26 protein-coding genes and 1 other annotated feature are annotated in these 21,539 nt (G+C 53.7%); of the genes, 10 read left to right on the top strand and 16 right to left on the bottom strand.

The window, feature by feature from the left end; genetic code table 11:
* Window positions 1-38 precede the first annotated feature (38 nt).
* The 11 genes from btuD to thrS all read right to left on the bottom strand — a co-directional run bounded on the left by btuD (window position 39) and on the right by thrS (window position 9,634).
* Window positions 39-794, bottom strand: a complete 756-nt coding sequence (gene btuD, locus AC4OVS_RS13015; RefSeq protein WP_427178578.1) for a vitamin B12 ABC transporter ATP-binding protein BtuD — start codon at window positions 792-794, stop codon at window positions 39-41.
* Entirely contained in the window at window positions 794-1,345 is a 552-nt protein-coding gene (locus tag AC4OVS_RS13020) for a glutathione peroxidase (protein WP_022650905.1), read from the bottom strand. Before AC4OVS_RS13020 ends, btuD begins: the two co-directional genes overlap by 1 nt.
* Before the next feature lie 33 nt (window positions 1,346-1,378).
* On the bottom strand, window positions 1,379-2,359 hold the full coding sequence (btuC, locus tag AC4OVS_RS13025; protein ID WP_069596464.1) for a vitamin B12 ABC transporter permease BtuC: 981 nt from the start codon (window positions 2,357-2,359) through the stop codon (window positions 1,379-1,381).
* A 103-nt stretch (window positions 2,360-2,462) separates the two neighbouring features.
* Window positions 2,463-2,762 carry an integration host factor subunit alpha gene (gene ihfA / locus AC4OVS_RS13030; RefSeq protein ID WP_003857805.1) on the bottom strand — a complete coding sequence of 100 codons (300 nt, stop codon included), beginning with the start codon at window positions 2,760-2,762 and terminating at the stop codon, window positions 2,463-2,465.
* 4 nt (window positions 2,763-2,766) lie between these two features.
* Window positions 2,767-5,154 (bottom strand): phenylalanine--tRNA ligase subunit beta, encoded by a 2,388-nt coding sequence (gene pheT, locus AC4OVS_RS13035; protein WP_063844032.1) that lies wholly within the window; start codon window positions 5,152-5,154, stop codon window positions 2,767-2,769.
* 15 nt (window positions 5,155-5,169) lie between these two features.
* Window positions 5,170-6,153, bottom strand: a complete 984-nt coding sequence (pheS, locus tag AC4OVS_RS13040; protein WP_022647837.1) for a phenylalanine--tRNA ligase subunit alpha — start codon at window positions 6,151-6,153, stop codon at window positions 5,170-5,172.
* A 62-nt stretch (window positions 6,154-6,215) separates the two neighbouring features.
* Window positions 6,216-6,340: a sequence feature (Phe leader region), on the bottom strand.
* Window positions 6,291-6,335: a pheST operon leader peptide PheM gene (gene pheM / locus AC4OVS_RS13045; RefSeq protein WP_001386830.1), complete on the bottom strand. Its 45-nt coding sequence runs from the start codon at window positions 6,333-6,335 to the stop codon at window positions 6,291-6,293. It overlaps the preceding feature by 45 nt.
* Before the next feature lie 117 nt (window positions 6,341-6,457).
* Entirely contained in the window at window positions 6,458-6,814 is a 357-nt protein-coding gene (rplT, locus tag AC4OVS_RS13050; RefSeq protein WP_000124850.1) for a 50S ribosomal protein L20, read from the bottom strand.
* Between the two features lie 50 nt (window positions 6,815-6,864).
* Complete coding sequence (gene rpmI / locus AC4OVS_RS13055; RefSeq protein WP_001124225.1) at window positions 6,865-7,062, bottom strand: 50S ribosomal protein L35; 198 nt, start codon at window positions 7,060-7,062, stop codon at window positions 6,865-6,867.
* Between the two features lie 97 nt (window positions 7,063-7,159).
* The gene (gene infC, locus AC4OVS_RS13060) at window positions 7,160-7,702 is read right to left on the bottom strand and encodes a translation initiation factor IF-3 (RefSeq protein ID WP_059443439.1); all 543 of its coding nucleotides are present in this window, start codon (window positions 7,700-7,702) and stop codon (window positions 7,160-7,162) included.
* Between the two features lie 3 nt (window positions 7,703-7,705).
* Window positions 7,706-9,634: a threonine--tRNA ligase gene (thrS, locus tag AC4OVS_RS13065; RefSeq protein ID WP_006809077.1), complete on the bottom strand. Its 1,929-nt coding sequence runs from the start codon at window positions 9,632-9,634 to the stop codon at window positions 7,706-7,708.
* 323 nt (window positions 9,635-9,957) lie between these two features.
* Between thrS and yncL the strand changes: the two genes are divergently transcribed.
* Both yncL and yniD read left to right on the top strand, forming a co-directional pair.
* Complete coding sequence (gene yncL, locus AC4OVS_RS13070) at window positions 9,958-10,050, top strand: stress response membrane protein YncL (protein ID WP_071785204.1); 93 nt, start codon at window positions 9,958-9,960, stop codon at window positions 10,048-10,050.
* Window positions 10,051-10,148: 98 nt separating this feature from the next.
* Window positions 10,149-10,256 carry a small membrane protein YniD gene (gene yniD / locus AC4OVS_RS13075; protein ID WP_003857815.1) on the top strand — a complete coding sequence of 36 codons (108 nt, stop codon included), beginning with the start codon at window positions 10,149-10,151 and terminating at the stop codon, window positions 10,254-10,256.
* Between the two features lie 149 nt (window positions 10,257-10,405).
* Here yniD and AC4OVS_RS13080 read toward each other — a convergent pair whose 3' ends face one another.
* From AC4OVS_RS13080 to AC4OVS_RS13090, 3 genes are all read right to left on the bottom strand, one after another.
* Window positions 10,406-10,639, bottom strand: a complete 234-nt coding sequence (locus AC4OVS_RS13080; RefSeq protein ID WP_032622263.1) for a YdgH/BhsA/McbA family protein — start codon at window positions 10,637-10,639, stop codon at window positions 10,406-10,408.
* Window positions 10,640-10,903: 264 nt separating this feature from the next.
* Complete coding sequence (locus tag AC4OVS_RS13085; RefSeq protein WP_022647833.1) at window positions 10,904-11,662, bottom strand: DUF481 domain-containing protein; 759 nt, start codon at window positions 11,660-11,662, stop codon at window positions 10,904-10,906.
* Between the two features lie 5 nt (window positions 11,663-11,667).
* Window positions 11,668-11,940, bottom strand: coding sequence for a hypothetical protein (locus tag AC4OVS_RS13090; RefSeq protein WP_022647832.1), 273 nt, complete (start codon window positions 11,938-11,940; stop codon window positions 11,668-11,670).
* Between the two features lie 17 nt (window positions 11,941-11,957).
* On the opposite strand from AC4OVS_RS13090, the gene pfkB reads away from it, so the two are divergent.
* The 3 genes from pfkB (at window position 11,958) to AC4OVS_RS13105 (ending at window position 14,238) form a co-directional block, all read left to right on the top strand.
* Window positions 11,958-12,890, top strand: coding sequence for a 6-phosphofructokinase II (pfkB, locus tag AC4OVS_RS13095; protein ID WP_022647831.1), 933 nt, complete (start codon window positions 11,958-11,960; stop codon window positions 12,888-12,890).
* A 91-nt stretch (window positions 12,891-12,981) separates the two neighbouring features.
* Window positions 12,982-13,272 (top strand): type V toxin-antitoxin system endoribonuclease antitoxin GhoS, encoded by a 291-nt coding sequence (gene ghoS, locus AC4OVS_RS13100; RefSeq protein WP_063448982.1) that lies wholly within the window; start codon window positions 12,982-12,984, stop codon window positions 13,270-13,272.
* Between the two features lie 105 nt (window positions 13,273-13,377).
* On the top strand, window positions 13,378-14,238 hold the full coding sequence (locus AC4OVS_RS13105) for a fructosamine kinase family protein (protein WP_022647830.1): 861 nt from the start codon (window positions 13,378-13,380) through the stop codon (window positions 14,236-14,238).
* Between the two features lie 32 nt (window positions 14,239-14,270).
* On the opposite strand, the gene AC4OVS_RS13110 is transcribed toward AC4OVS_RS13105, so the two are convergent.
* Window positions 14,271-14,807 carry a YniB family protein gene (locus AC4OVS_RS13110; RefSeq protein WP_015570741.1) on the bottom strand — a complete coding sequence of 179 codons (537 nt, stop codon included), beginning with the start codon at window positions 14,805-14,807 and terminating at the stop codon, window positions 14,271-14,273.
* A 140-nt stretch (window positions 14,808-14,947) separates the two neighbouring features.
* Between AC4OVS_RS13110 and hxpB the strand changes: the two genes are divergently transcribed.
* From hxpB to tcyP, 4 genes are all read left to right on the top strand, one after another.
* A complete protein-coding gene (gene hxpB / locus AC4OVS_RS13115; RefSeq protein ID WP_022647828.1) occupies window positions 14,948-15,619 on the top strand; it encodes a hexitol phosphatase HxpB in 672 nt (223 codons plus the stop codon).
* A gap of 128 nt (window positions 15,620-15,747) precedes the next feature.
* Window positions 15,748-16,509 carry a 2-dehydro-3-deoxy-D-gluconate 5-dehydrogenase KduD gene (kduD, locus tag AC4OVS_RS13120; RefSeq protein WP_023299906.1) on the top strand — a complete coding sequence of 254 codons (762 nt, stop codon included), beginning with the start codon at window positions 15,748-15,750 and terminating at the stop codon, window positions 16,507-16,509.
* 95 nt (window positions 16,510-16,604) lie between these two features.
* Entirely contained in the window at window positions 16,605-17,195 is a 591-nt protein-coding gene (locus tag AC4OVS_RS13125) for a metal-dependent hydrolase (protein ID WP_015570742.1), read from the top strand.
* A 127-nt stretch (window positions 17,196-17,322) separates the two neighbouring features.
* A complete protein-coding gene (tcyP, locus tag AC4OVS_RS13130; protein WP_022647826.1) occupies window positions 17,323-18,714 on the top strand; it encodes a cystine/sulfocysteine:cation symporter in 1,392 nt (463 codons plus the stop codon).
* A 48-nt stretch (window positions 18,715-18,762) separates the two neighbouring features.
* On the opposite strand, the gene cedA is transcribed toward tcyP, so the two are convergent.
* Complete coding sequence (gene cedA, locus AC4OVS_RS13135; protein ID WP_022647825.1) at window positions 18,763-19,002, bottom strand: cell division activator CedA; 240 nt, start codon at window positions 19,000-19,002, stop codon at window positions 18,763-18,765.
* A 201-nt stretch (window positions 19,003-19,203) separates the two neighbouring features.
* Between cedA and katE the strand changes: the two genes are divergently transcribed.
* Window positions 19,204-21,453 (top strand): catalase HPII, encoded by a 2,250-nt coding sequence (katE, locus tag AC4OVS_RS13140; RefSeq protein ID WP_046618281.1) that lies wholly within the window; start codon window positions 19,204-19,206, stop codon window positions 21,451-21,453.
* Window positions 21,454-21,539: the final 86 nt, after the last annotated feature.

Raw genomic sequence — 21,539 nt, forward strand, 5'->3', positions numbered from 1 at the left:
GTAATTTAGCGTGCATCTATGCGGCTGTGCAAGAAAGGTTACTCCTGCGTCGTGGAAATGAGCATCTTGTGGCCTTCAATATCCAGCCTCCGGAACGACATGTGGTAAGCACTCGCAAGATTGGGGGCCGTCAGCACGTTGTCGCGCGTTCCGCTGGCAATCAGTTTGCCACGCGCCAGCAACCACACCCGATGCGCGTGGCGCAACGTATGGTTTAAATCATGGCTGCTCATCACAATGGCGATGCCCTTGCGACACAGCGCGCTGAGCAGAGTATCCAGCGCTGCCTGCTGGGCAACGTCCAATCCGCTCATCGGCTCGTCCAGCAGCAGCAACCGCCCGTGAGGATTTCCCACCGGATGAACCTGAAGGATGACGGCGGCCAGACGCACGCGCTGCCATTCGCCACCGGAAAGCTGGCTGGCCTGTCGGGTGAGCTTATCGTCTAACCCGAGCGCCGCAGCAACGTCATGGAGCAATGCTACCTGATTTTTATCAGGCAGGTGCAGCGTCAGGTAGTGCCAGACGGGCATTGCAAAGGGCGGAACCTGCTGCTGAACCAGATAGCTTCGACAGGAGGCAAGTGTAGAGGGTAGCCAGTTGACGAGCGATTGCCCGAGAAAGGTAATCTCCCCTTCCCCGCGGGTCAGCCCCGCCATGCGCGCCAGCAGCGTGCTTTTTCCGGCGCCGTTAGGCCCAACCAGGTGAAGGATTTCACCTGCGTTGACTGCGGCGGTAACAGGCTCAAGACGTCCCTTCCCGGCAACGCCTGTGAGCTGCATCAGCAGCGTCATTATTTCGCCAGCGCCAGCTTGATTGATTCCATCACGATAGGATCTTCAGGCGTCATGTCAGGCGAGAAACGCTGCACGACCTGACCGTCACGGCCAATCAGGAATTTTTCGAAGTTCCACAGAATATCGTCCGGATAGAGCGGCGCGCGACCTTTGCTCGCCATACGCTCATAGAAACCACTCTCTTCAGGCGCAACGGCGGTCGGCGCCGCGGCCACCAGTTTGGCATACAGCGGATGACGATTTTCCCCGTTCACATCAATTTTGCTGAACATCGGGAACGTCACACCATAGGTTGTGCTGCAAAAGGTCTTAATCTCCTCTTCGCTGCCCGGCTCCTGGCCCAGGAACTGGTTGCACGGGAAGCCGAGTACGGTAAAGCCGTCTTTTTCCCAGGCTTTATGAATGTTTTCCAGCTGTTCATACTGCGGCGTAAGGCCACATTTCGATGCCACGTTCACGATGAGCAGTACCTTGCCCTTGTAGCCTTCCAGCGTGGTTTTCTCGCCGTCAATGGTAGTCACTTCGGTATTCAGAATATCAGACTGCATAGCATTCCCTCAGGTTGACTTACAGGTTGTGTTTTAACGTCCAGCCTTTAATAGTAGCCAGATAAAGACCGGTGCGCCCAGCGTTGCGGTCACCACGCCTATTGGCAACTCAGCGGCCGTCAGCGCAAGCCGGGCGATGATATCGGCAATCAGCAGCGTTGCCGCCCCGGCAACCGCCGAGGCAGGAAGCAGGGTTCGGTGGTCCGTAATACCGCACAGGCGCAGCATATGCGGGATCACCAGCCCAATAAAGCCAATCGCCCCCGCCAGCGCCACGCTTACGCCCACCATCCAGCCGATAGCGATAACCAGCACGTTGCGCCAGAAGCCAATCGGCATCCCGAGCTGGCGAGCAGACGTTTCGCCCAGCGCGAGAATATTAAGCGGCTGCGCCTGGAACGCCGTCCACAGGATGACCGGGATCAGGAGCACCATCAGCCACCCCTGATGCCAGTCAACGCCACCAAATCCCCCCATCATCCAGTACATTAACTGGCGCAGATCGAAAGAGGTGGAGAAGTAGACGGCCCATGTCATCAACGCGCTACAGATGATCCCCAACGCTACACCGGCAAGCAGCAGCCGGCTGGTGGATAAATGGCGACGAGCAAAGCGCAGAAGGATAAGGGTTATCAACAGCGCGCCAAGGATGGCGCTGAGGCTAATCCCCCAGGCGGAGAGCTCGCCTCCCCCCAGCATCACGGCGGCGATAAGCCCGACGCCTGCGCCATTCGACACCCCGAGAAGTCCGGGTTCCGCCAGAGGGTTTTCAAATAATGCCTGCATGATCGTGCCGCACAGCGCCAGCGCAGCGCCGACTAAAAGCACAGCCAGCGTCCGTGGCAGGCGGATCTGCCAGACAAAGAGCTGTCCCTCAGGCGTAAACCAGCTTTCCGGTCCCAGCCACCGATCGCCCGCACACAGGCTGACGGTGGTGGCGACAATCATCAGCACCCCGAGCAGACACAGGCGGCGGAGATCGGAGCGGTGCTGAAGACGGGCAAGATCAAGCATAGACGATAGGTTATCCGGTTGAGATATCATTGATTTTACGGCGGGTTTAGCAAATAGCGCAAAGAAAAAAGGCCGCGTGAGCGGCCTTTTTAGTTAGTTCATATTACTCTGCTTTGGGCGTTGCGTTTTCGACACGGCTTTTTAACTTCTGTCCGGGTCTGAAGGTCACCACGCGGCGGGCTGTAATGGGAATATCTTCCCCCGTCTTCGGGTTACGGCCCGGACGTTGGTTTTTGTCTCGCAAATCAAAATTGCCAAAGCCGGAGAGTTTAACCTGCTCACCATTTTCCAGAGCACGACGGATCTCTTCGAAAAACAGCTCTACCAGCTCTTTGGCATCCCGTTTGCTAAGCCCAAGCTTATCAAACAGATATTCTGACATTTCAGCTTTTGTAAGCGCCATAGGTTCAATCCCTCAATGATGCCTGGAATCGCTCTTTTAATGCCTCTACACATTTGGCGACGGTAGCGGCAATCTCCTCTTCTTCGAGTGTACGGCTGGTATCCTGAAGGATAAGGCTAATAGCGAGGCTCTTGAAACCTTCTGCTACGCCCTTGCCGCGGTACACGTCAAATAAGTTTACGCCAACTACCTGATTTACGCCAACTTTCTTACATTCGGCCAAAATATCTGCTGCGGGCACATTTTCAGCGACCACAACCGCGATATCACGGCGGTTTGCCGGGAAGCGTGAGACGTCCTTTGCCTGAGGAATGACGCGGTCTGCAACCGGGTTCCACTCCAGCTCGAATACGATGGTACGGCCATTCAGATCCAGCTTACGTTCCAGCTCCGGGTGAACAACCCCAATAAAACCAACACGTTTGCCGTCTAAATAGATCGCCGCACTCTGGCCCGGATGCAGGGCTGGAATCGCTTCTGCGCGGAATTCAATTTCGGATAATTTACCGGTCAGATCGAGAATCGCTTCCAGATCGCCCTTCATATCGTAGAAATCAACCGTCCCTTTTGCCAGGTCCCAGTGCTCTTCATAGCGGTTACCGCTGATGGCGCCGGCCAGCATGAGATCCTGACGGATGCCTAAATTGGCCTGAGTATCCGGTACAAAGCGCAAACCGCTTTCGAAAATACGCACGCGGTTCTGCTGACGGTTCTGGTTATAAACGATAGTACCCAGCAGTCCCGTCCACAGGGACAGACGCATCGCTGACATCTCGCTGGAGATCGGGCTTGGCAGGATCAGCGCTTCCTGACCCGGGTGGATCAGCTGTTGCAGCTTAGGATCAACGAAGCTGTAGGTGATCACTTCCTGGTAGCCTTTGTCGTTCAGCATGGTTTTCACACGCTTCAGTGACAGATCGGCTTCGCGATGGCTGCCCATCACCAGACCCGCCTGCACCGGCTCGTCAGGGATATTGTTGTAGCCGTACACGCGGGCCACTTCTTCCACCAGATCTTCTTCGATCTCCATGTCGAAACGCCAGGATGGCGCAACGGCTTTCCACTCATCCTGACCTTCAGTCACTTCGCAGCCCAGACGCGCCAGAATGTCGGTCACCTGCGCATCGGCAACGTGGTGACCAATCAAACGATCCAGCTTGCTGCGGCGCAGAGTAATGGTCGCACGCTTCGGCAGCGCCGCTTGGTTGGTCACATCGATAACCGGACCCGCTTCGCCGCCGCAGATGTCGATCAGCAGGCGAGTCGCACGCTCCATCGCTTTGTATTGCAGCGCAGGATCCACGCCACGCTCATAGCGGTGAGAAGCGTCAGTGTGCAGACCGTGACGGCGTGCGCGGCCGGTGATGGAGAGCGGGCTGAAGAACGCGCATTCCAGCAGGACGTTTTGCGTCTCGTCGTTGACGCCAGAGTGCTCGCCGCCGAAGATCCCGCCCATCGCCAGCGCTTTGTTGTGATCGGCAATTACCAGGGTGTCGGCGTTCAGTTTCGCTTCGCTGCCGTCCAGCAGAACCAGGGTTTCGCCCTCTTTCGCCATGCGCACAATAATACCCCCTTCGATACGATCTTTATCGAAGGCGTGCATTGGCTGGCCCAGCTCCAGCAGAACATAGTTGGTCACGTCAACCACAGCGTCGATAGAACGGATACCACAGCGACGCAGTTTCTCTTTCATCCACAGCGGGGTTGGCGCTTTAACGTTAATACCTTTCACCACGCGACCGAGGTAGCGCGGACATGCGTCAGGGGCGTCAACCTGAATCGGCAGCACATCACTGATGGTTGCCTCAACCGGAGCGATCTCCGGCTCGTTCAGTTCGGTCTGGTTCAGAACGGCCACGTCGCGGGCCACACCGATGATGCCTAAGCAGTCGGCACGGTTTGGCGTCACGCTGATTTCGATGGTGTTGTCATCAAGCTTCAGGTATTCGCGGATATCGGTACCCACTGGTGCATCCTGCGGCAGCTCGATAATGCCGGAGTGATCGTCGGAAATGCCCAGCTCGGAGAAGGAGCACAGCATGCCTTCAGACGGCTCACCGCGCAGCTTAGCCGCTTTGATTTTGAAATCGCCCGGCAGTACCGCGCCGACAGTCGCCACGGCTACCTTCAGGCCCTGTCGGCAGTTTGGCGCACCGCAGACGATATCCAGCAGACGGTCACCGCCCACATTGACTTTTGTTACGCGCAGTTTGTCGGCGTTAGGGTGCTGGCCACACTCAACCACTTCACCTACCACGACGCCGGTAAAGGCGCCAGAAACAGGATCCACGCCATCAACTTCCAGACCCGCCATGGTGATCTGGTTAGAAAGCGCGTCGCTGTCCAGCGTGGTGTTAACCCATTCGCGTAACCACAGTTCACTGAATTTCATTGTTCTTTCCTGCCCTTATTTAAACTGTTTGAGGAAACGCAGATCGTTTTCGAAGAACGCACGTAAGTCGGTTACGCCGTAGCGCAGCATGGTAAGACGCTCCATGCCCATACCGAACGCAAAGCCGGAGTATACTTCCGGATCGATACCTACGTTGCGCAGTACGTTTGGATGCACCATGCCGCAGCCCAGCACTTCCAGCCATTTACCGTTTTTACCCATCACGTCAACTTCCGCAGAAGGTTCAGTGAACGGGAAGTAGGACGGACGGAAACGAACCTGCAAATCTTCCTCAAAGAAGTTGTTCAGGAAATCGTGCAGTGTGCCTTTCAGGTTGGTGAAGCTGATGTTTTTATCAACAATCAGACCTTCCATCTGGTGGAACATTGGGGTGTGGGTCTGATCGTAGTCGTTACGGTATACGCGACCCGGCGCGATGATGCGGATCGGTGGAGCCTGCTCCTTCATGGTACGGATCTGAACGCCAGATGTCTGAGTACGCAGCAGACGGGTGGCGTCAAACCAGAAAGTGTCGTGGTCAGCGCGTGCCGGATGATGGCCAGGAATGTTAAGGGCATCGAAGTTGTGGTAGTCATCTTCTATTTCCGGGCCAGTCGCCACGGTAAAGCCGAGCTCACCGAAGAAACTTTCAATACGATCGATAGTACGGGTAACCGGATGCAGACCGCCGTTTTCGATACGGCGACCCGGCAGAGAAACGTCAATCGTTTCTGCCGCCAGACGCGCATTCAGTACTGCGCTTTCCAGCTCGGCTTTACGTGCGTTCAGCGCCTGTTGTACCTGCTCTTTGGCTTCGTTAATCACTGCACCTGCTGCCGGGCGCTCCTCTGCTGGCAGTTCACGCAGGGTAGTCATCTGAAGGGTCAGATGCCCTTTCTTGCCCAGATATTCGACGCGGACATTGTCTAACGCGGCAACATCTGAGGCCTGGTTAATGGCGGCCGTTGCACTGGCAACCAGCTCTGCGAGATGTGACATGGTTTTCCTCATTATGTCGGTGCAGACACCGAATTGTTGGACGTAATCTCTCAAATTCAGGCACAAAAAAAGCCTCCATCGGGAGGCTTATCTGGCGCTGTTTTTCGTTTCATCTTTCACGCGCTAGCCTCCTGAAGTCAGGTGCTAAAGTAAAAGAAGAAGCGGAAAATAGCAGCATTCATGCTTGCGTTACCTTGTAGGGTAAAAACCGTTAAGACCTTATTGAAAAGCCTGGACGGGTAAATGTCAATCTTCTGATAAGGCGATATGAAAAGAGGGAGCAAAGCCCCCTCTTTCAACTGGCTTATGCCAGTGCTGCTTTCGCTTTTTCGACCAGAGCGGTGAACGCTACTTTGTCGAATACTGCGATGTCAGCCAGGATCTTACGGTCGATTTCAACAGAGGCTTTTTTCAGGCCGTTGATGAATTTGCTGTAAGAAATACCGTTCTGACGTGCTGCTGCGTTGATACGCGCAATCCACAGTTGACGGAACTGACGCTTACGCTGACGACGGTCACGGTAAGCGTACTGACCTGCTTTGATAACAGCCTGGAAGGCAACGCGGTATACGCGTGAACGCGCACCGTAGTAGCCTTTAGCTTGTTTCAAAATTTTCTTGTGACGTGCACGTGCAATTACACCACGTTTTACGCGAGCCATGTGTGCTCTCCTGTATCTATTCTAAGTTAAAAAAGTTAAACGTTAACGACTTATGCGTACGGCAGGCACGCGATGACCAGGCCCAGATCGCCTTTAGAAACCATGGCTTTTGGACGCAGGTGACGTTTACGCTTGGTAGCTTTCTTAGTCAGAATGTGACGCAGGTTAGCGTGCTTGTGCTTAAAACCACCTTTACCGGTTTTTTTGAAGCGCTTAGCAGCACCGCGTACGGTCTTAATTTTTGGCATTTTAATAACTTCCACTTCGCATTGTTAAATAAACGAAACATAGGCGAACAAAACCTATGGGGCCCGAAGGCTCCACAGATTTTGCTGCTTGAAGGCCTTACTGTTTCTTCTTAGGAGCGAGCACCATGATCATCTGGCGGCCTTCGATCTTCGTTGGGAAGGATTCGACTACTGCCAGTTCACTCAGATCTTCACGGACGCGGTTAAGCACTTCCATACCAATCTGTTGGTGGGCCATCTCACGACCGCGGAAACGCAGCGTGATCTTGGCCTTATCGCCATCTTCCAGAAAGCGAATCAGGCTGCGGAGTTTTACCTGATAATCGCCATCGTCGGTACCAGGACGGAATTTGATTTCCTTAACCTGGATAACTTTTTGCTTCTTCTTCTGTTCCTTAGAAGATTTACTCTTTTCATAAAGGAACTTGCCGTAGTCCATAATACGACAAACTGGCGGTTCGGCGTTAGGGCTGATTTCAACTAAATCTACTCCAGCTTCTTCAGCTTTTTCGATCGCTTCTCTCAGACTCACAATCCCCAGTGGTTCACCTTCAAGATCTGTTAAGCGAACTTCCTGGGCGCGAATCTCGCCATTGATACGATTCGGACGTGCCGTTTGAACTCGTTTTCCGCCTTTAATACCTTATTCCTCCAGTTGTTGAAGACTGCGGCTGCGAATCTCTTGTTGCAGCTTCTCAATCACTTCACTTACGTCCAGGCTCCCCAGGTCTTTACCACGGCGGGTGCGAACGGCAACTTTGCCTGCTTCCACCTCTTTATCACCACAGACCAACATATACGGGACACGACGTAAAGTGTGCTCGCGGATTTTAAAGCCAATCTTCTCATTTCTCAAGTCTGCTTTTACGCGAATGCCCGCATTTTGTAGTTTCTGCGTCAATTCTTTAACGTAATCCGCCTGAGAATCGGTAATGTTCATCACAACTACCTGCACTGGCGCAAGCCAGGTTGGGAAGAAGCCCGCGAACTCTTCAGTCAGGATGCCGATGAAGCGCTCCAGTGAACCGAGAATCGCACGGTGAATCATAACCGGCACCTGACGCTCGTTGTCTTCGCCAACATAAGAGGCGCTTAAACGCTGCGGCAGGGAGAAGTCCAGCTGTACCGTTCCGCACTGCCATGCGCGATCGAGGCAGTCATACAGGGTAAATTCAATTTTTGGACCGTAGAATGCGCCCTCGCCCAGCTGGTATTCGAACGGAATACCGTTCTCTTCCAGCGCCACGGCGAGATCCGCTTCTGCGCGATCCCATGTCTCATCGCTACCGATACGTTTTTCCGGACGCGTTGAGAGTTTGACCACGATCTTCTCGAAGCCAAAGGTGCTGTACATATCGTAGACCATACGAATACAGGCGTTAACTTCATCACGTACCTGATCTTCAGTACAGAAGATATGCGCATCATCCTGAGTAAAGCCACGAACACGCATCAGACCGTGCAGCGCACCTGATGGCTCGTTACGGTGGCAGCTACCGAACTCCGCCATACGCAGCGGCAGATCACGGTAGGATTTCAGACCCTGGTTGAAGATCTGAACGTGGCCCGGACAGTTCATTGGCTTGATGCAGTATTCACGGTTCTCAGACGAAGTGGTGAACATCGCATCTTTATAGTTGTCCCAGTGGCCGGTTTTTTCCCACAGCACACGGTCCATCATGAACGGGCCTTTCACTTCCTGATACTGGTACTCTTTCAGCTTGGAGCGCACGAACGTTTCCAGTTCACGGAAGATTGTCCAGCCGTCGTTATGCCAGAACACCATCCCCGGCGCTTCTTCCTGCATATGATACAGGTCAAGCTGCTTACCGATTTTACGGTGGTCACGCTTAGCCGCCTCTTCCAGGCGTTGCAGGTACGCGTTCAGGGCTTTCTTATCGGCCCACGCGGTACCATAGATACGCTGCAACATTTTATTGTTGCTGTCGCCACGCCAGTAGGCGCCTGCGATTTTCATCAGTTTGAAGTGATGACAGAAGCGCATATTCGGCACGTGCGGTCCACGGCACATGTCGACATATTCTTCGTGATGGTACAAGCCAGGCTTGTCATCATGAGCGATGTTTTCATCAAGAATCGAGACTTTATAGCTCTCGCCGCGCTTCACGAAGGTTTCACGTGCTTCATGCCAGCTGACTTTCTTCTTGATGACGTCATAGTTCGTTTCGGCGAGCTCATGCATACGTTTTTCGAGCGCGTCGATATCTTCCTGTGTCAGGGTGTGGTCAAGGTCAACGTCGTAGTAGAAGCCGTTGTCGATAACCGGGCCGATCGCCATTTTGGTGTTGGGCCACAGCTGCTTAATAGCATGACCTAACAGGTGCGCACAGGAGTGACGAATGATCTCCAGACCTTCTTCGTCTTTCGCGGTGATGATCGCAAGCGTTGCATCGCTTTCAATCAGATCGGACGCGTCTACCAGCTCACCGTTTACGCGGCCTGCAATGGTTGCTTTTGCGAGTCCAGGACCGATATCCAGTGCAACATCCATTGGGCTTACAGCGTGGTCGAAATGGCGTTGGCTGCCATCAGGAAGAGTAATTACAGGCATTTTATATCCTTATTTGCAGTGATGCCCCACACATAAGAGCATATACAAAGAAAATAATCGTGATTAAACAGTAGATTACGAAACCATCTGACCAACAATCGTCAAATTGGTTCGTCATCATGCACCTGCCGATTCAGATAAATGCGGATTTACGGCAAGCAGCGTAATGGTAACACTATTAACAGGGCGAATGCACCTTCCCGCGACCGATTTGAACCGCTCATCCTTATGTCTGCGTTCATGAACTTTTGTTGACGGGGGCTCGCAATCCGAAAGTGCTGAGCTATTCTTGATCTGGTCCTTAAACATCGAAGGGGTATCACATGAATGTATCGAGCAGAACCGTTGTGATATTGAATCTACTTTCCGCTGCTGGTCTGGTATTGATACTGGCCGACAGATTCCACTGGTTTTAAGCCGAACCGCTGTTCTGGCATAACCTGTTGTCCCGGGTAAAGCGCTTTCTGGCGCAGACTTTGGTAGACTAAGGGTATCAACTGACAAGGATTGGGTTATGCCAACAAAAAGATTTGCCGTTAAGCACTGGAAAATGGTCGTGGTGTTAATCGCTATTTGCGGCGCGATGTTGCTGCTGCGTTGGGCCGCGATGATCTGGGGCTAATATTATGTCAGCGAAAACGTGCCGTGAATTTACTGAATAAATCTTAACTATCTTTACGATAATTTATGGTCCAAAACCGGTACGTCATAATCCGGTTTTCGCCAGGCTGTGACAGCGTATATATTCCATCACATGTGGCGGTTGAAATATCAGGACCACTCACCCGCCACCAGCTTGTGTACATCAAATGCATCATTCATTGACTGGCCGGTAGACTGGGAGCCAGGGGCAATGTTGGAGCCTGCTTCAACATCAGAGGCTTTAGCGATCCCGACTGGGCTGTTAACGTCACTGGCAGGTTGCGTCATATTATCAGCAGCAAATACGCCAAATGAAAGTGCGGAAAGCACCATCGCTGCTGTAGCGGTTTTGATTTTTTTCATAATTCTGTTCTCATACTTAATTAATGCAGAAATGCCTGAGGCGAGTTTTTTGCCTGTGCCGTAAGTGTAGATCTGGATCACACTTTTTCCTAGTCAAATTATTTATCAAATCGTGTCAAATAAACTGAATAAGGCCTGGCCGCCTAATTATGGAGAAATTATGAAGACGAAACCATGCCTATTATTTCAAAACGCCGTTTAATATAAATAAGCACAGTTTCAAAAAATAAAAAACAGGCCGAGAATAGTCCCGGCCCGAAGAAATTACATTTTATAACCTAAAGAAATCGTGGTTCGGCGATCGGTATGTTCCGGCGCGGAATCAGGCGGTGATGAGTTCCAGGTTACGTTGTACGCCACCTTGAGTCCAAAGTGTTCGTTGATAGCCACGTTCAACGCACTTTCAGAGTTCAGCGTTGTATCTTCAGCACCAAACACCGACACACCCTGGGTGAATTTAGCGTTGTCAGTCATTTGCCATGCGTAGGTGCCCGATGCATAACCCAGCGGCTGGGTTTCATCTTCGCCGTTGGTGTACTCGTCGTAACGGACACCCGGACCGAATTCAAAACGGAGGCTGTGCACCGGTCCATTCAGGAACTGACGACCATAACCCGCAGTCATGACATCGCGCTGGCGATAGCCGTTGTAGCGGTCAGTAAGCCAACTCGCCTGCCCAAACAGGTAGTCATAATCTGTCATGTTGTAACGGCTACGCCCACCTACCGCGTATTTCTCAGAGGAGCGTTCATCGTTAGCAGACGTGTTGCTGGCATTGCCCCACAGCGACCAGGCCGTGGTGTTGCCGTACCAGGTCAGGGTGCTGTCTGCGGTCATGGAGGAGCTTTTCGTGTTACCGGATTGCGCCAGATACCCGGCATTCACGTTACCTTCAAAGGGTTTTTTGGCAGTGGAGGGATCGTCCATGACAGTAAAAACGGTATCATCGGCGGTTGCATTCAGTGACGCAAATACGCCACCCGCCAGCATCAGTGCTGCGGGTACTGTCTTCAAAAGCTTCATTTATTTTAGGAGTCCGTACAACATAAAAAGAGACCGTCACGGTCTCGGAAACTTTCTTGCGGATCAATGACAAGGCGACCATAGAAAGGTAACAAATTATAAAAAGCCGCAAATAACATAGCAATAATTTCTTCTTTCATTTTTTGAATAAGAACGATCCCAAAACGCGATTTAATGTATATACCCGGCCAAGGTTTTTTGTCAGCATTCATTTTTAAAATCATACTGTTATTTACGTTGCCTTCCTGCCAAACGGTGCCAGGCTTAAAATAACCCATGATAAAAGGAGGTCATGATGGCTTCGATTTACACGCTGACACTCTCCCCTTCCCTCGACTCTGCGACCATGACGCCGCAAATCTATCCGGAAGGTAAGCTGCGCTGTAGCGCGCCGGTGTTTGAGCCGGGCGGCGGCGGCATTAACGTGGCGCGCGCCATTACACATCTCGGCGGAAAAGCAACCGCCATCTTCCCCGCTGGCGGCGCCACGGGTGAGCATCTGGTTGCGTTGCTGGCAGATGAACAGGTTGCCGTAGATACCGTTGACGCCAGAGACTGGACCCGGCAAAACCTGCATGTCCATGTTGAATCCAGCGGCGAGCAATATCGTTTTGTGATGCCAGGGGCGAAGTTGAGCGATGATGAGTTTCGTCAACTGGAAGAGAAAGTGCTGACCATTGAAAGCGGCTCATTGTTGGTGATCAGCGGTAGCCTGCCGCCGGGCGTCAAAACAGAAAAGCTGACGGCACTGGTTCAGGCGGTGCTCCAGCGCGGCATCCGCTGCATTGTCGATAGCTCAGGCGATGCCCTGAAGGCGGCGTTAGAGCCCGGACAACTTGAACTTGTCAAACCTAACCAGAAAGAGCTCAGTGCGCTTGTCAATCGCGAGCTCAACCAGCCTGATGACGTGCGTACTGCCGCAGAAGAGCTGGTACGCACGGGCAAAGCGCATCGCGTTGTAGTCTCTCTCGGTCCTCAGGGTGCGCTGGCCGTCGACAAGACGGGCTGCGTGCAGGTTGTTCCACCGCCGATGAAAAGTCAGAGTACCGTGGGTGCCGGTGACAGTATGGTTGGCGCGATGGTGCTGAAGCTGGCGCAGGGCGCTTCGCTTCTGGAGATGGCACGCTATGGCGTCGCGGCAGGGAGCGCTGCCACCATCAATCAGGGAACCCGTCTGTGTTCGCTTGCGGATACTCAGAAAATTGTCGATTACCTGGCGAGAAGCTGAACGTGCTTCCCCTTCCCGTGGAGGGGGAAGTCGCCAAATATGGCTTATCGACTATGCTAAGAAAACTTTCAGGATAACAACGAGGTGAATTATGAGCAGTGGTGATATCACCCGCTACGTCGTAACCGTCAATATTCATGAAGCATCGCTAACCGAACTGAATGAACTCAACAACGCTTTCACGCGGGCGAATTTTCTGCTCACGCTGACGGACGATGAGGGCAATATTCACGATCTCGGCTCGCTGGCCTTTGGCCTGATAAGCCCGCTGAGTCAGGAGGAGGTGAAGGCGCTGGCCAGTAGCCTGGTGGAAAGCGTGACTGACAAAGCCACGGAAATTGAAGTGGATAGCTGGGAAAACTGGCATAAAAAAGAACAATAAGTGCCCTGTACAAAATTAAACCGCTCAGTTGTGCGTTAGTTCCTGTTTTTTTATAGCCGTTTTGCGCTAACTTTATGATCTGGCAGACAACATGGGAGAGACATCATGTGGCAGGCTATCAGTCATCTTTTAAGTGAGCAACTGGGTGAAGGTGAAATTGAACTGCGTAACGAACTGCCAGGCGGAGAGATCCATGCCGCATGGCATTTACGTTACGCCGGGCGCGATCTCTTCGTAAAATGTGATGAGCGCGAATTGCTCCCCATTTTTACGGCCGAAGCCGATCAGCTTGAGTTGTTATCGCGCAGTAAAACAGTCAACGTTCCACAGGTTTTAGCCGTTGGCAGCGATCGTGACTACAGCTTTCTGGTGATGAACTATCTTCCGGCGCGCCCTCTGGATGCGCACAACGCCTTTATTCTCGGCCAACAGATCGCCCGTTTGCACCAGTGGAGCGATCAACCTCAGTTTGGGCTCGATTTCGATAACGACCTCTCAACCACCCCACAGCCAAACGCGTGGCAACGCCGCTGGTCGACTTTTTTTGCCGAGCAGCGCATAGGCTGGCAGCTGGAGCTGGCCGCTGAAAAGGGACTAGCGTTCGGCAACATCGACGCGATTGTTGAACACATTCAGCAGCGTCTGGCTTCGCATCAGCCTCAGGCTTCCCTTCTGCACGGTGATTTATGGTCGAACAACTGCGCGCTTGGGCCTGATGGTCCCTATATATTTGACCCGGCCTGCTACTGGGGCGACAGAGAATGTGACCTGGCGATGCTGCCGTTGCACCCTGAACAGCCGCCGCAAATTTATGATGGCTATCAGTCTGTCTCGCCGTTACCTGCGGGTTTCCTTGAACGTCAGCCGGTTTATCAGCTGTACACCTTGCTAAACCGGGCGATTTTGTTTGGCGGGAGTCATCTGGTGAATGCCCAGCGGGCGCTGGACCGTATCCTGGCGGCATAGCGGGAGGGGGCGGCAATACGCCCCCTTTGACATTACAGGAAGCCGAGCAGCGTAAAGAAGAAATACCCGGCCACAATGATAATAACCGGCAGGATATAGAGCGGGAAAAACTGCACAAAAATGGTATGACGCGGAACGACAATGCGCGATTCGATCTGCTCGCGGCTCATCCCGTCAGGGCCTTTCGCCTTCTCAAGTATCAGCTGATCTTCTACCCCTTCGCGTAAAAAGCGGGTCTGGCGGCTCATGCGTGCGCCGGAGGCCTGCAACGCCATCGCGATAAAGATCAACGCATAGATTATCCAGAACCCGACATTCAGCTGGTGGTGAAAATCCGGGGTGGGCGAGTTGAACCAGAAGACGTTCAGGAATGGGGTGTTAAACCGCATCATCTCAATCATGACGTGGGCAAAATCGAGCATGACGGCATTAATGCCCGGCTGTTTTTCGCTGTGATCGTACATAAATTTAAGTACGGAGATCAGCGTTGAAATCAGGGCGGGAATGAAAATAACCCAACCAGCAATACGTTTTAAGACTGCGATGCGTCCAGCTTGTTGATACGTCATTAGTTCCTCTTCATAAAGACGCGTTATTTGTGCCTAAGTCTACCTGCTGTCGGTCATTTTCGCCCGATCTTTGAATGCAATATGCTAAATTGCTTGTGCTTAGCACCGTTTGTCTTACCCCAAGATAAGGAGATGTTGTAATGTCGACACCGCGCCAGATACTTGCCGCTATTTTTGACATGGATGGATTGTTGATTGATTCCGAACCCCTGTGGGATCGGGCTGAACTGGACGTGATGGCCAGCCTCGGCGTCGATATCAGTCGTCGTAATGAGCTTCCCGATACCCTGGGGCTGCGCATCGATATGGTGGTTGACCTTTGGTATGCCCACCAGCCATGGGTTGGCCCGGATCGCGACGAAGTTACGGCGCGCATTATCAACCGTGCTATCTCCCTTGTAGAAGAGAATAAGCCTCTGTTACCGGGCGTACGCGACGCTATCGCCCTGTGCAAGGCGCAAGGGCTGAAAGTGGGGCTTGCCTCTGCCTCACCTCTGCATATGCTGGAAAAAGTGCTGACGATGTTCGGGCTGCGCGACAGCTTCGACGCGCTGGCCTCGGCCGAAAAGCTTCCTTACAGCAAGCCACATCCGCAGGTGTATATGGACTGCGCCGCGAAACTGGGGCTGGATCCGCTTACCTGTGTGGCGCTGGAAGATTCGGTTAACGGCATGGTGGCGTCCAAAGCCGCACGTATGCGCTCCATCGTTGTGCCGGCTGAAGAAGGCCGACACGATCCCCGCTTTGCCCTCGCGGATGTCAGGCTGACGTCTCTTGAAGAATTGACTGCCCGCCATCTGCGCGGAGAGTAACGCTCTTTCAGGCAGCTTCGGCTGCCTGTATCACAAAATCAAAACAACGTTTTACTTTATTTGCTTTTCTCATTCCAGACTCCTATCCTTACGTGCAGAATGACAATAACCTGACTTCTGAGGCGCGTATGATACTGGATGCTTTTACTCTGGCAGGAAAAGTGGCGATGGTGACCGGGTGCGATACCGGTCTGGGGCAAGGCATGGCCATTGCCCTCGCCCAGGCAGGATGCGATATCGTGGGGGTAAACCGCAAGGTTCCTGACGAAACGGCAGCGCGCGTCACGGCGCTGGGACGGCGCTTTATCGCAATTCGCGCCGATCTCGGCAAGCATGAGAGTATTCAGAGCGTCGTGGATACCGCCGTCACAGAGATGGGCCGCATCGATATTCTGGTTAACAATGCCGGCACCATTCGTCGGTGCGATGCGCTGGAATTTAGCGAGAAGGACTGGGACGAGGTTATCGATCTCAATCTGAAATCGGTCTTTTTCCTCTCTCAGGCAGTAGCGAAACAGTTTATCGTGCAGGGTCAGGGCGGCAAGATCATTAACATTGCCTCCATGCTCTCCTTCCAGGGCGGCATTCGGGTGCCGTCCTATACGGCTTCGAAAAGCGGCGTCCTCGGGCTCACCCGCTTGCTGGCAAACGAATGGGCGCCGCTAGGTATTAACGTGAACGCTATCGCGCCGGGTTATATGGCGACAAATAACACCCAACAACTTCGCGATGATGAGCAGCGCAGCCAGGCGATCCTCGACCGTATTCCGGCGGGCCGCTGGGGACTTCCGGAGGATTTACAGGGTCCGGTGGTGTTTCTGGCCTCGGCGGCGTCGGATTACGTTAACGGCCATACCCTTGCCGTAGACGGTGGCTGGCTGGCGCGCTAACCGCCGGTTTGTGACAAAGAGTTACACCGTCACCTCTTTCACACACTGTATAAAAACCCTATACTGTATGGATTGACAGTTTACCGGGTTTTATCATGACGGCGGAAGGCCACCTGCTTTTTTCACTTGCCTGTGCAGTGTTTGCTAAAAACGCTGAACTGACCCCTGTGCTGGCCCAGGGGGACTGGTGGCATATTGTCCCTTCTGCCGTGCTGACCTGCCTGCTGCCGGACATCGACCATCCAAAATCATTCCTTGGTCAGCGGCTGAAGTGGATTTCAAAACCCATCGCCAGAGCCTTTGGTCATCGCGGGTTTACCCACAGCCTGCTGGCCGTATTTGGCCTGCTTACACTCTTCTATTTGAAGGTTCCCGAGAGTTGGATAGTCCCGGCGGATGCCATTCAGGGCATGGTGCTCGGCTACTTAAGCCATATCCTCGCCGATATGCTGACGCCAGCGGGCGTTCCGCTGCTCTGGCCCTGCCGCTGGCGTTTCCGCCTGCCAATCCTCGTGCCGCAAAAAGGCAACCAGCTGGAGCGCGTTCTGTGCATGGCGCTGTTTGCCTATGCCGTCTGGATGCCGCAGACATTGCCCGAAAATGGTGCAGTGCGCTGGTCATCGCAGATGATCAACTCGCTGCAATTTCAGTTCAATCGTTTTATTAACCACCAGATTGAACATTAAACCGACAATATAATCACTTTTGTCATAAACCATTCCATATGGATATAAGCGCTACATCACACTTCTGATAACCTTGCGCCAACAGGTTCGGTAAAAACCGACCGTATAATAAATCAGGAGAACGGGGATGAATTTTCCACTCATCGCGAACATTGTTGTGTTCGTCGTATTGCTATTGCTTCTCGCCCAGGCTCGCCACAAACAGTGGAGCCTGGCGAAAAAGGTACTGGTTGGTCTGGTCATGGGCGTGGTGTTTGGCCTGGCCTTACACGCTATTTACGGCTCCGACAGCCCGGTACTGAAAGATTCCATTCAGTGGTTCAACATTGTCGGTAACGGCTATGTACAGCTGCTGCAAATGATCGTTATGCCGCTGGTATTCGCCTCAATTCTGAGCGCCGTAGCCCGGCTGCATAATGCTTCTCAACTGGGTAAAATCAGTTTCCTGACCATTGGCACCCTGCTCTTCACCACGCTGATTGCGGCGCTGGTGGGTGTGCTGGTTACCAATCTGTTTGGCCTGACTGCTGAAGGTCTGGTGCAGGGTAGCGCTGAAACCGCGCGTCTGACGGCGATTGAGACCAACTACGTGGGTAAAGTGGCCGATCTGACCGTTCCGCAGATGGTGCTCTCCTTCATTCCGAAAAACCCGTTTGCTGACCTGACCGGTGCAAGCCCAACCTCCATTATCAGCGTAGTGATCTTCGCTGCGTTCCTGGGCGTGGCTGCGCTGAAGCTGCTGAAGGACGATGCGCCGAAAGGCGAGCGGGTTCTGACTGCCATCGATACCCTGCAAAGCTGGGTAATGAAGCTGGTGCGTCTGGTCATGCAGCTGACGCCGTACGGTGTCCTGGCGCTGATGACCAAAGTCGTGGCAGGTTCTAACCTGCAAGACATCATCAAGCTTGGCAGCTTTGTGATTGCCTCGTACCTCGGTCTGGGCATCATGTTTGTTGTGCACGGCATCCTGCTGGCGGTGAACGGCGTTGGCCCGCTGAAATATTTCCGCAAAGTCTGGCCGGTGCTGACCTTCGCCTTCACCAGCCGTTCCAGCGCGGCATCGATTCCGCTGAACGTGGAAGCACAGACACGTCGTCTGGGCGTACCCGAGTCTATCGCCAGCTTCTCGGCCTCCTTTGGCGCCACCATCGGGCAGAACGGCTGTGCGGGTCTCTACCCGGCGATGCTGGCCGTGATGGTTGCCCCAACCGTGGGTATTAACCCGCTGGATCCGGTCTGGATTGCGACGCTGGTCGGTATCGTGACCATTAGCTCCGCCGGTGTTGCGGGCGTGGGCGGCGGCGCGACCTTCGCTGCGCTGATCGTTCTGCCTGCGCTGGGGCTGCCGGTAACGCTGGTTGCCCTGCTGATCTCTGTTGAACCACTGATCGATATGGGTCGTACCGCGTTGAACGTGAGTGGTTCAATGACCGCCGGTACCCTGACCAGCCAGTGGCTGAAGCAGACCGACAAAACGATTCTCGACAGTGAAGATGATGCCGAACTGGCACATCGTTAATCACTGCTGAAATAAAAAAACCGCCATCGGGCGGTTTTTTTATGGCTGTTATTCTTCAACCTCTTCATCCTGGCGGGTCTGCATTGCCCATCGCTGCGCCGATTCCGGCACCGTAAACGCAGGGGAGCGACGGAAGTGCTCGCCAATCAGCACGAAGGCAACGTATTTACCCCGCAGCATCCAGACATCGCGAAAACCATCCACCTTCAGGGCATGGTCTGGCGGCGCGGGCTCAACGCGGGGTACATAGCTAATAACCTGGCGGTTTTGTTGACGAAGAGGTTTCATAAGCGACGGGTTCACTAAAGCAAATTCTTAAAGCAGGAAATTTCTATCATAGCCGATTCTCCCCCCGCCCGTCGCGCCTGACGTATCGCAGATGGCTCCTTTCGCTAATCAATATCTGAAAACGCTTAGTTCGCCTGCTAATTCTTAACATTGTTCTATCCTTAATAGGGTTTTTAGGAATGAACAAAGGAGAAGCGTGCAATGTCGAACAATGATAAACCACATCAGTCACCCATTCATGGGACTGAAGAATCTCAACCGGGAATGGACTCACTTGCCCCAGCCGACGGCTCACACAAACCATCACCGGGTCCTTCTGCACCGGGTGAACAGCCTACCGCCCCGGGCAGCATGAAAGCCCCGGAAACGGAAAACGAAAAGCTGAAATCGCTCGATCCTCACCGCAAGGGCGGTGAAGGCCATGCGCTGACCACGAACCAGGGCGTTCGCATTGCCGATGATCAGAACTCCCTGCGCGCCGGAACGCGCGGCCCGACGCTGCTGGAAGATTTCATCCTGCGCGAAAAAATCACCCATTTCGACCATGAGCGTATCCCTGAGCGTATCGTCCACGCTCGCGGCTCCGCGGCGCACGGCTATTTCCAGCCGTACAAGAGCCTGAAGGAGCTCACCAAAGCAGATTTCCTTTCCGATCCGAACAAAATCACACCGGTGTTTGTGCGTTTCTCTACCGTACAGGGCGGCGCGGGTTCGGCCGACACGGTGCGTGATATCCGCGGCTTCGCCACCAAATTCTATACCGAAGAGGGCATTTTCGACCTCGTCGGGAATAACACCCCGGTTTTCTTCATACAGGACGCGCATAAGTTCCCTGACTTTGTCCATGCGGTAAAACCAGAACCACACTGGGCCGTACCGCAGGGACAAAGTGCGCATGACACATTCTGGGACTACGTCTCCCTGCAACCGGAAACCCTTCACAACGTGATGTGGGCGATGTCTGACCGGGGGATCCCGCGCAGCTATCGCACCATGGAAGGCTTTGGTATTCATACCTTCCGTCTGATTAACGCTGAAGGTAAAGCGACGTTTGTGCGTTTCCACTGGAAACCGGTCGCGGGGAAAGCGTCGCTGGTGTGGGATGAAGCGCAGAAGCTGACCGGACGCGATCCGGACTTCCACCGTCGCGAACTGTGGGAATCCATTGAAGCCGGTGATTTCCCGGAATACGAGCTGGGGTTACAGCTGATCCCGGAAGAAGACGAGTTCAAATTCGACTTCGACCTGCTCGACCCGACCAAGCTTATTCCTGAAGAGTTGGTGCCGGTTCAGCTGGTGGGTAAAATGGTGCTTAACCGCAACCCGGACAACTTCTTCGCGGAAAATGAGCAGGCAGCGTTCCACCCGGGCCATATTGTGCCGGGGCTGGACTTCACCAACGATCCGCTGCTGCAGGGTCGTCTGTTCTCTTACACCGATACGCAGATCAGCCGTCTTGGTGGACCTAACTTCCATGAGCTCCCAATCAACCGTCCGACCTGTCCGTACCATAACTTCCAGCGTGACGGGATGCATCGCCAGGATATCGATACCAACCCGGCGAACTACGAGCCGAACTCCATTAACGATAACTGGCCGCGTGAAACCCCGCCGGGGCCTAAACGTGGCGGATTCGAGTCGTATCAGGAGCGCGTGGACGGAACAAAAATTCGCGAGCGCAGCCCGTCATTCGGCGAATATTACGCTCAGCCTCGCCTGTTCTGGAACAGCCAGACCCCGATCGAACAGCAGCACATTATCGGCGGCTTCAGCTTCGAGCTGAGCAAAGTGGTGCGTACCTACATTCGCGAGCGCGTGGTCGACCATCTGGCGCATATTGATATCCAGCTTGCTCAGGGCGTGGCGAATAATCTCGGCATTACGCTGACTGACGAGCAATGCCATGCTGCACCGCCTAAAGACGTGAACGGGCTGAAGAAGGATCCGTCCCTGAGCCTGTACGCGGTACCTGGCGGGTCGATCAAAGGCCGCGTAGTGGCTATCCTGCTGAACGATAAACCGCGCGCCAGCGACGTGCTGGGGATCATGAGGGCGCTCAAGACTCAGGGCGTACATGCCAAACTGCTTTACTCACGCATGGGTGAAGTGACGGCCGATGATGGCTCCGTCCTGCCGATTGCTGCGACCTTCGCCGGGGCACCGTCCCTGACGGTTGATGCGGTGATTATGCCGTGCGGCGACGTTGAGAGTTTGCTCGGTAACGGTGATGCCGCCTATTATCTGCTGGAAGCCTATAAGCACCTGAAGCCAATCGCCCTCGCAGGCGATGCGCGGAAGTTTAAATCGCTGCTGAAGGTACCGGATCAAGGGGAAGAAGGCATTGTCGAAGGTGATAACATTGACGATGCGTTTATGACCCGGCTGTTTGACCTGCTCGCCGCGCACCGCGTGTGGTCGCGCAGCAGCAAGATTGACCAGATACCGGCGTAAAAAAAACCGGGTGGCGCTACGCTTACCCGGCCTATATTTCGACTGATGTTGTAGGCCCGGTAAGGCGAAGCCGTCCCCGGGCTTTA

The sequence above is a fragment of the Enterobacter sp. 4974935 genome (assembly GCF_058661735.1).

Coding starts and splice junctions, on each gene's coding strand:
- btuD (WP_427178578.1), bottom strand. CDS start 794: ATGACGCTGCTGATGCAGCTCACAGGCGTTGCCGGGAAGGGACGTCTT.
- AC4OVS_RS13020 (WP_022650905.1), bottom strand. CDS start 1,345: ATGCAGTCTGATATTCTGAATACCGAAGTGACTACCATTGACGGCGAG.
- btuC (WP_069596464.1), bottom strand. CDS start 2,359: ATGCTTGATCTTGCCCGTCTTCAGCACCGCTCCGATCTCCGCCGCCTG.
- ihfA (WP_003857805.1), bottom strand. CDS start 2,762: ATGGCGCTTACAAAAGCTGAAATGTCAGAATATCTGTTTGATAAGCTT.
- pheT (WP_063844032.1), bottom strand. CDS start 5,154: ATGAAATTCAGTGAACTGTGGTTACGCGAATGGGTTAACACCACGCTG.
- pheS (WP_022647837.1), bottom strand. CDS start 6,153: ATGTCACATCTCGCAGAGCTGGTTGCCAGTGCAACGGCCGCCATTAAC.
- rplT (WP_000124850.1), bottom strand. CDS start 6,814: ATGGCTCGCGTAAAACGTGGTGTAATTGCACGTGCACGTCACAAGAAA.
- rpmI (WP_001124225.1), bottom strand. CDS start 7,062: ATGCCAAAAATTAAGACCGTACGCGGTGCTGCTAAGCGCTTCAAAAAA.
- thrS (WP_006809077.1), bottom strand. CDS start 9,634: ATGCCTGTAATTACTCTTCCTGATGGCAGCCAACGCCATTTCGACCAC.
- yncL (WP_071785204.1), top strand. CDS start 9,958: ATGAATGTATCGAGCAGAACCGTTGTGATATTGAATCTACTTTCCGCT.
- yniD (WP_003857815.1), top strand. CDS start 10,149: ATGCCAACAAAAAGATTTGCCGTTAAGCACTGGAAAATGGTCGTGGTG.
- AC4OVS_RS13080 (WP_032622263.1), bottom strand. CDS start 10,639: ATGAAAAAAATCAAAACCGCTACAGCAGCGATGGTGCTTTCCGCACTT.
- AC4OVS_RS13085 (WP_022647833.1), bottom strand. CDS start 11,662: ATGAAGCTTTTGAAGACAGTACCCGCAGCACTGATGCTGGCGGGTGGC.
- AC4OVS_RS13090 (WP_022647832.1), bottom strand. CDS start 11,940: ATGGGTTATTTTAAGCCTGGCACCGTTTGGCAGGAAGGCAACGTAAAT.
- pfkB (WP_022647831.1), top strand. CDS start 11,958: ATGGCTTCGATTTACACGCTGACACTCTCCCCTTCCCTCGACTCTGCG.
- ghoS (WP_063448982.1), top strand. CDS start 12,982: ATGAGCAGTGGTGATATCACCCGCTACGTCGTAACCGTCAATATTCAT.
- AC4OVS_RS13105 (WP_022647830.1), top strand. CDS start 13,378: ATGTGGCAGGCTATCAGTCATCTTTTAAGTGAGCAACTGGGTGAAGGT.
- AC4OVS_RS13110 (WP_015570741.1), bottom strand. CDS start 14,807: ATGACGTATCAACAAGCTGGACGCATCGCAGTCTTAAAACGTATTGCT.
- hxpB (WP_022647828.1), top strand. CDS start 14,948: ATGTCGACACCGCGCCAGATACTTGCCGCTATTTTTGACATGGATGGA.
- kduD (WP_023299906.1), top strand. CDS start 15,748: ATGATACTGGATGCTTTTACTCTGGCAGGAAAAGTGGCGATGGTGACC.
- AC4OVS_RS13125 (WP_015570742.1), top strand. CDS start 16,605: ATGACGGCGGAAGGCCACCTGCTTTTTTCACTTGCCTGTGCAGTGTTT.
- tcyP (WP_022647826.1), top strand. CDS start 17,323: ATGAATTTTCCACTCATCGCGAACATTGTTGTGTTCGTCGTATTGCTA.
- cedA (WP_022647825.1), bottom strand. CDS start 19,002: ATGAAACCTCTTCGTCAACAAAACCGCCAGGTTATTAGCTATGTACCC.
- katE (WP_046618281.1), top strand. CDS start 19,204: ATGTCGAACAATGATAAACCACATCAGTCACCCATTCATGGGACTGAA.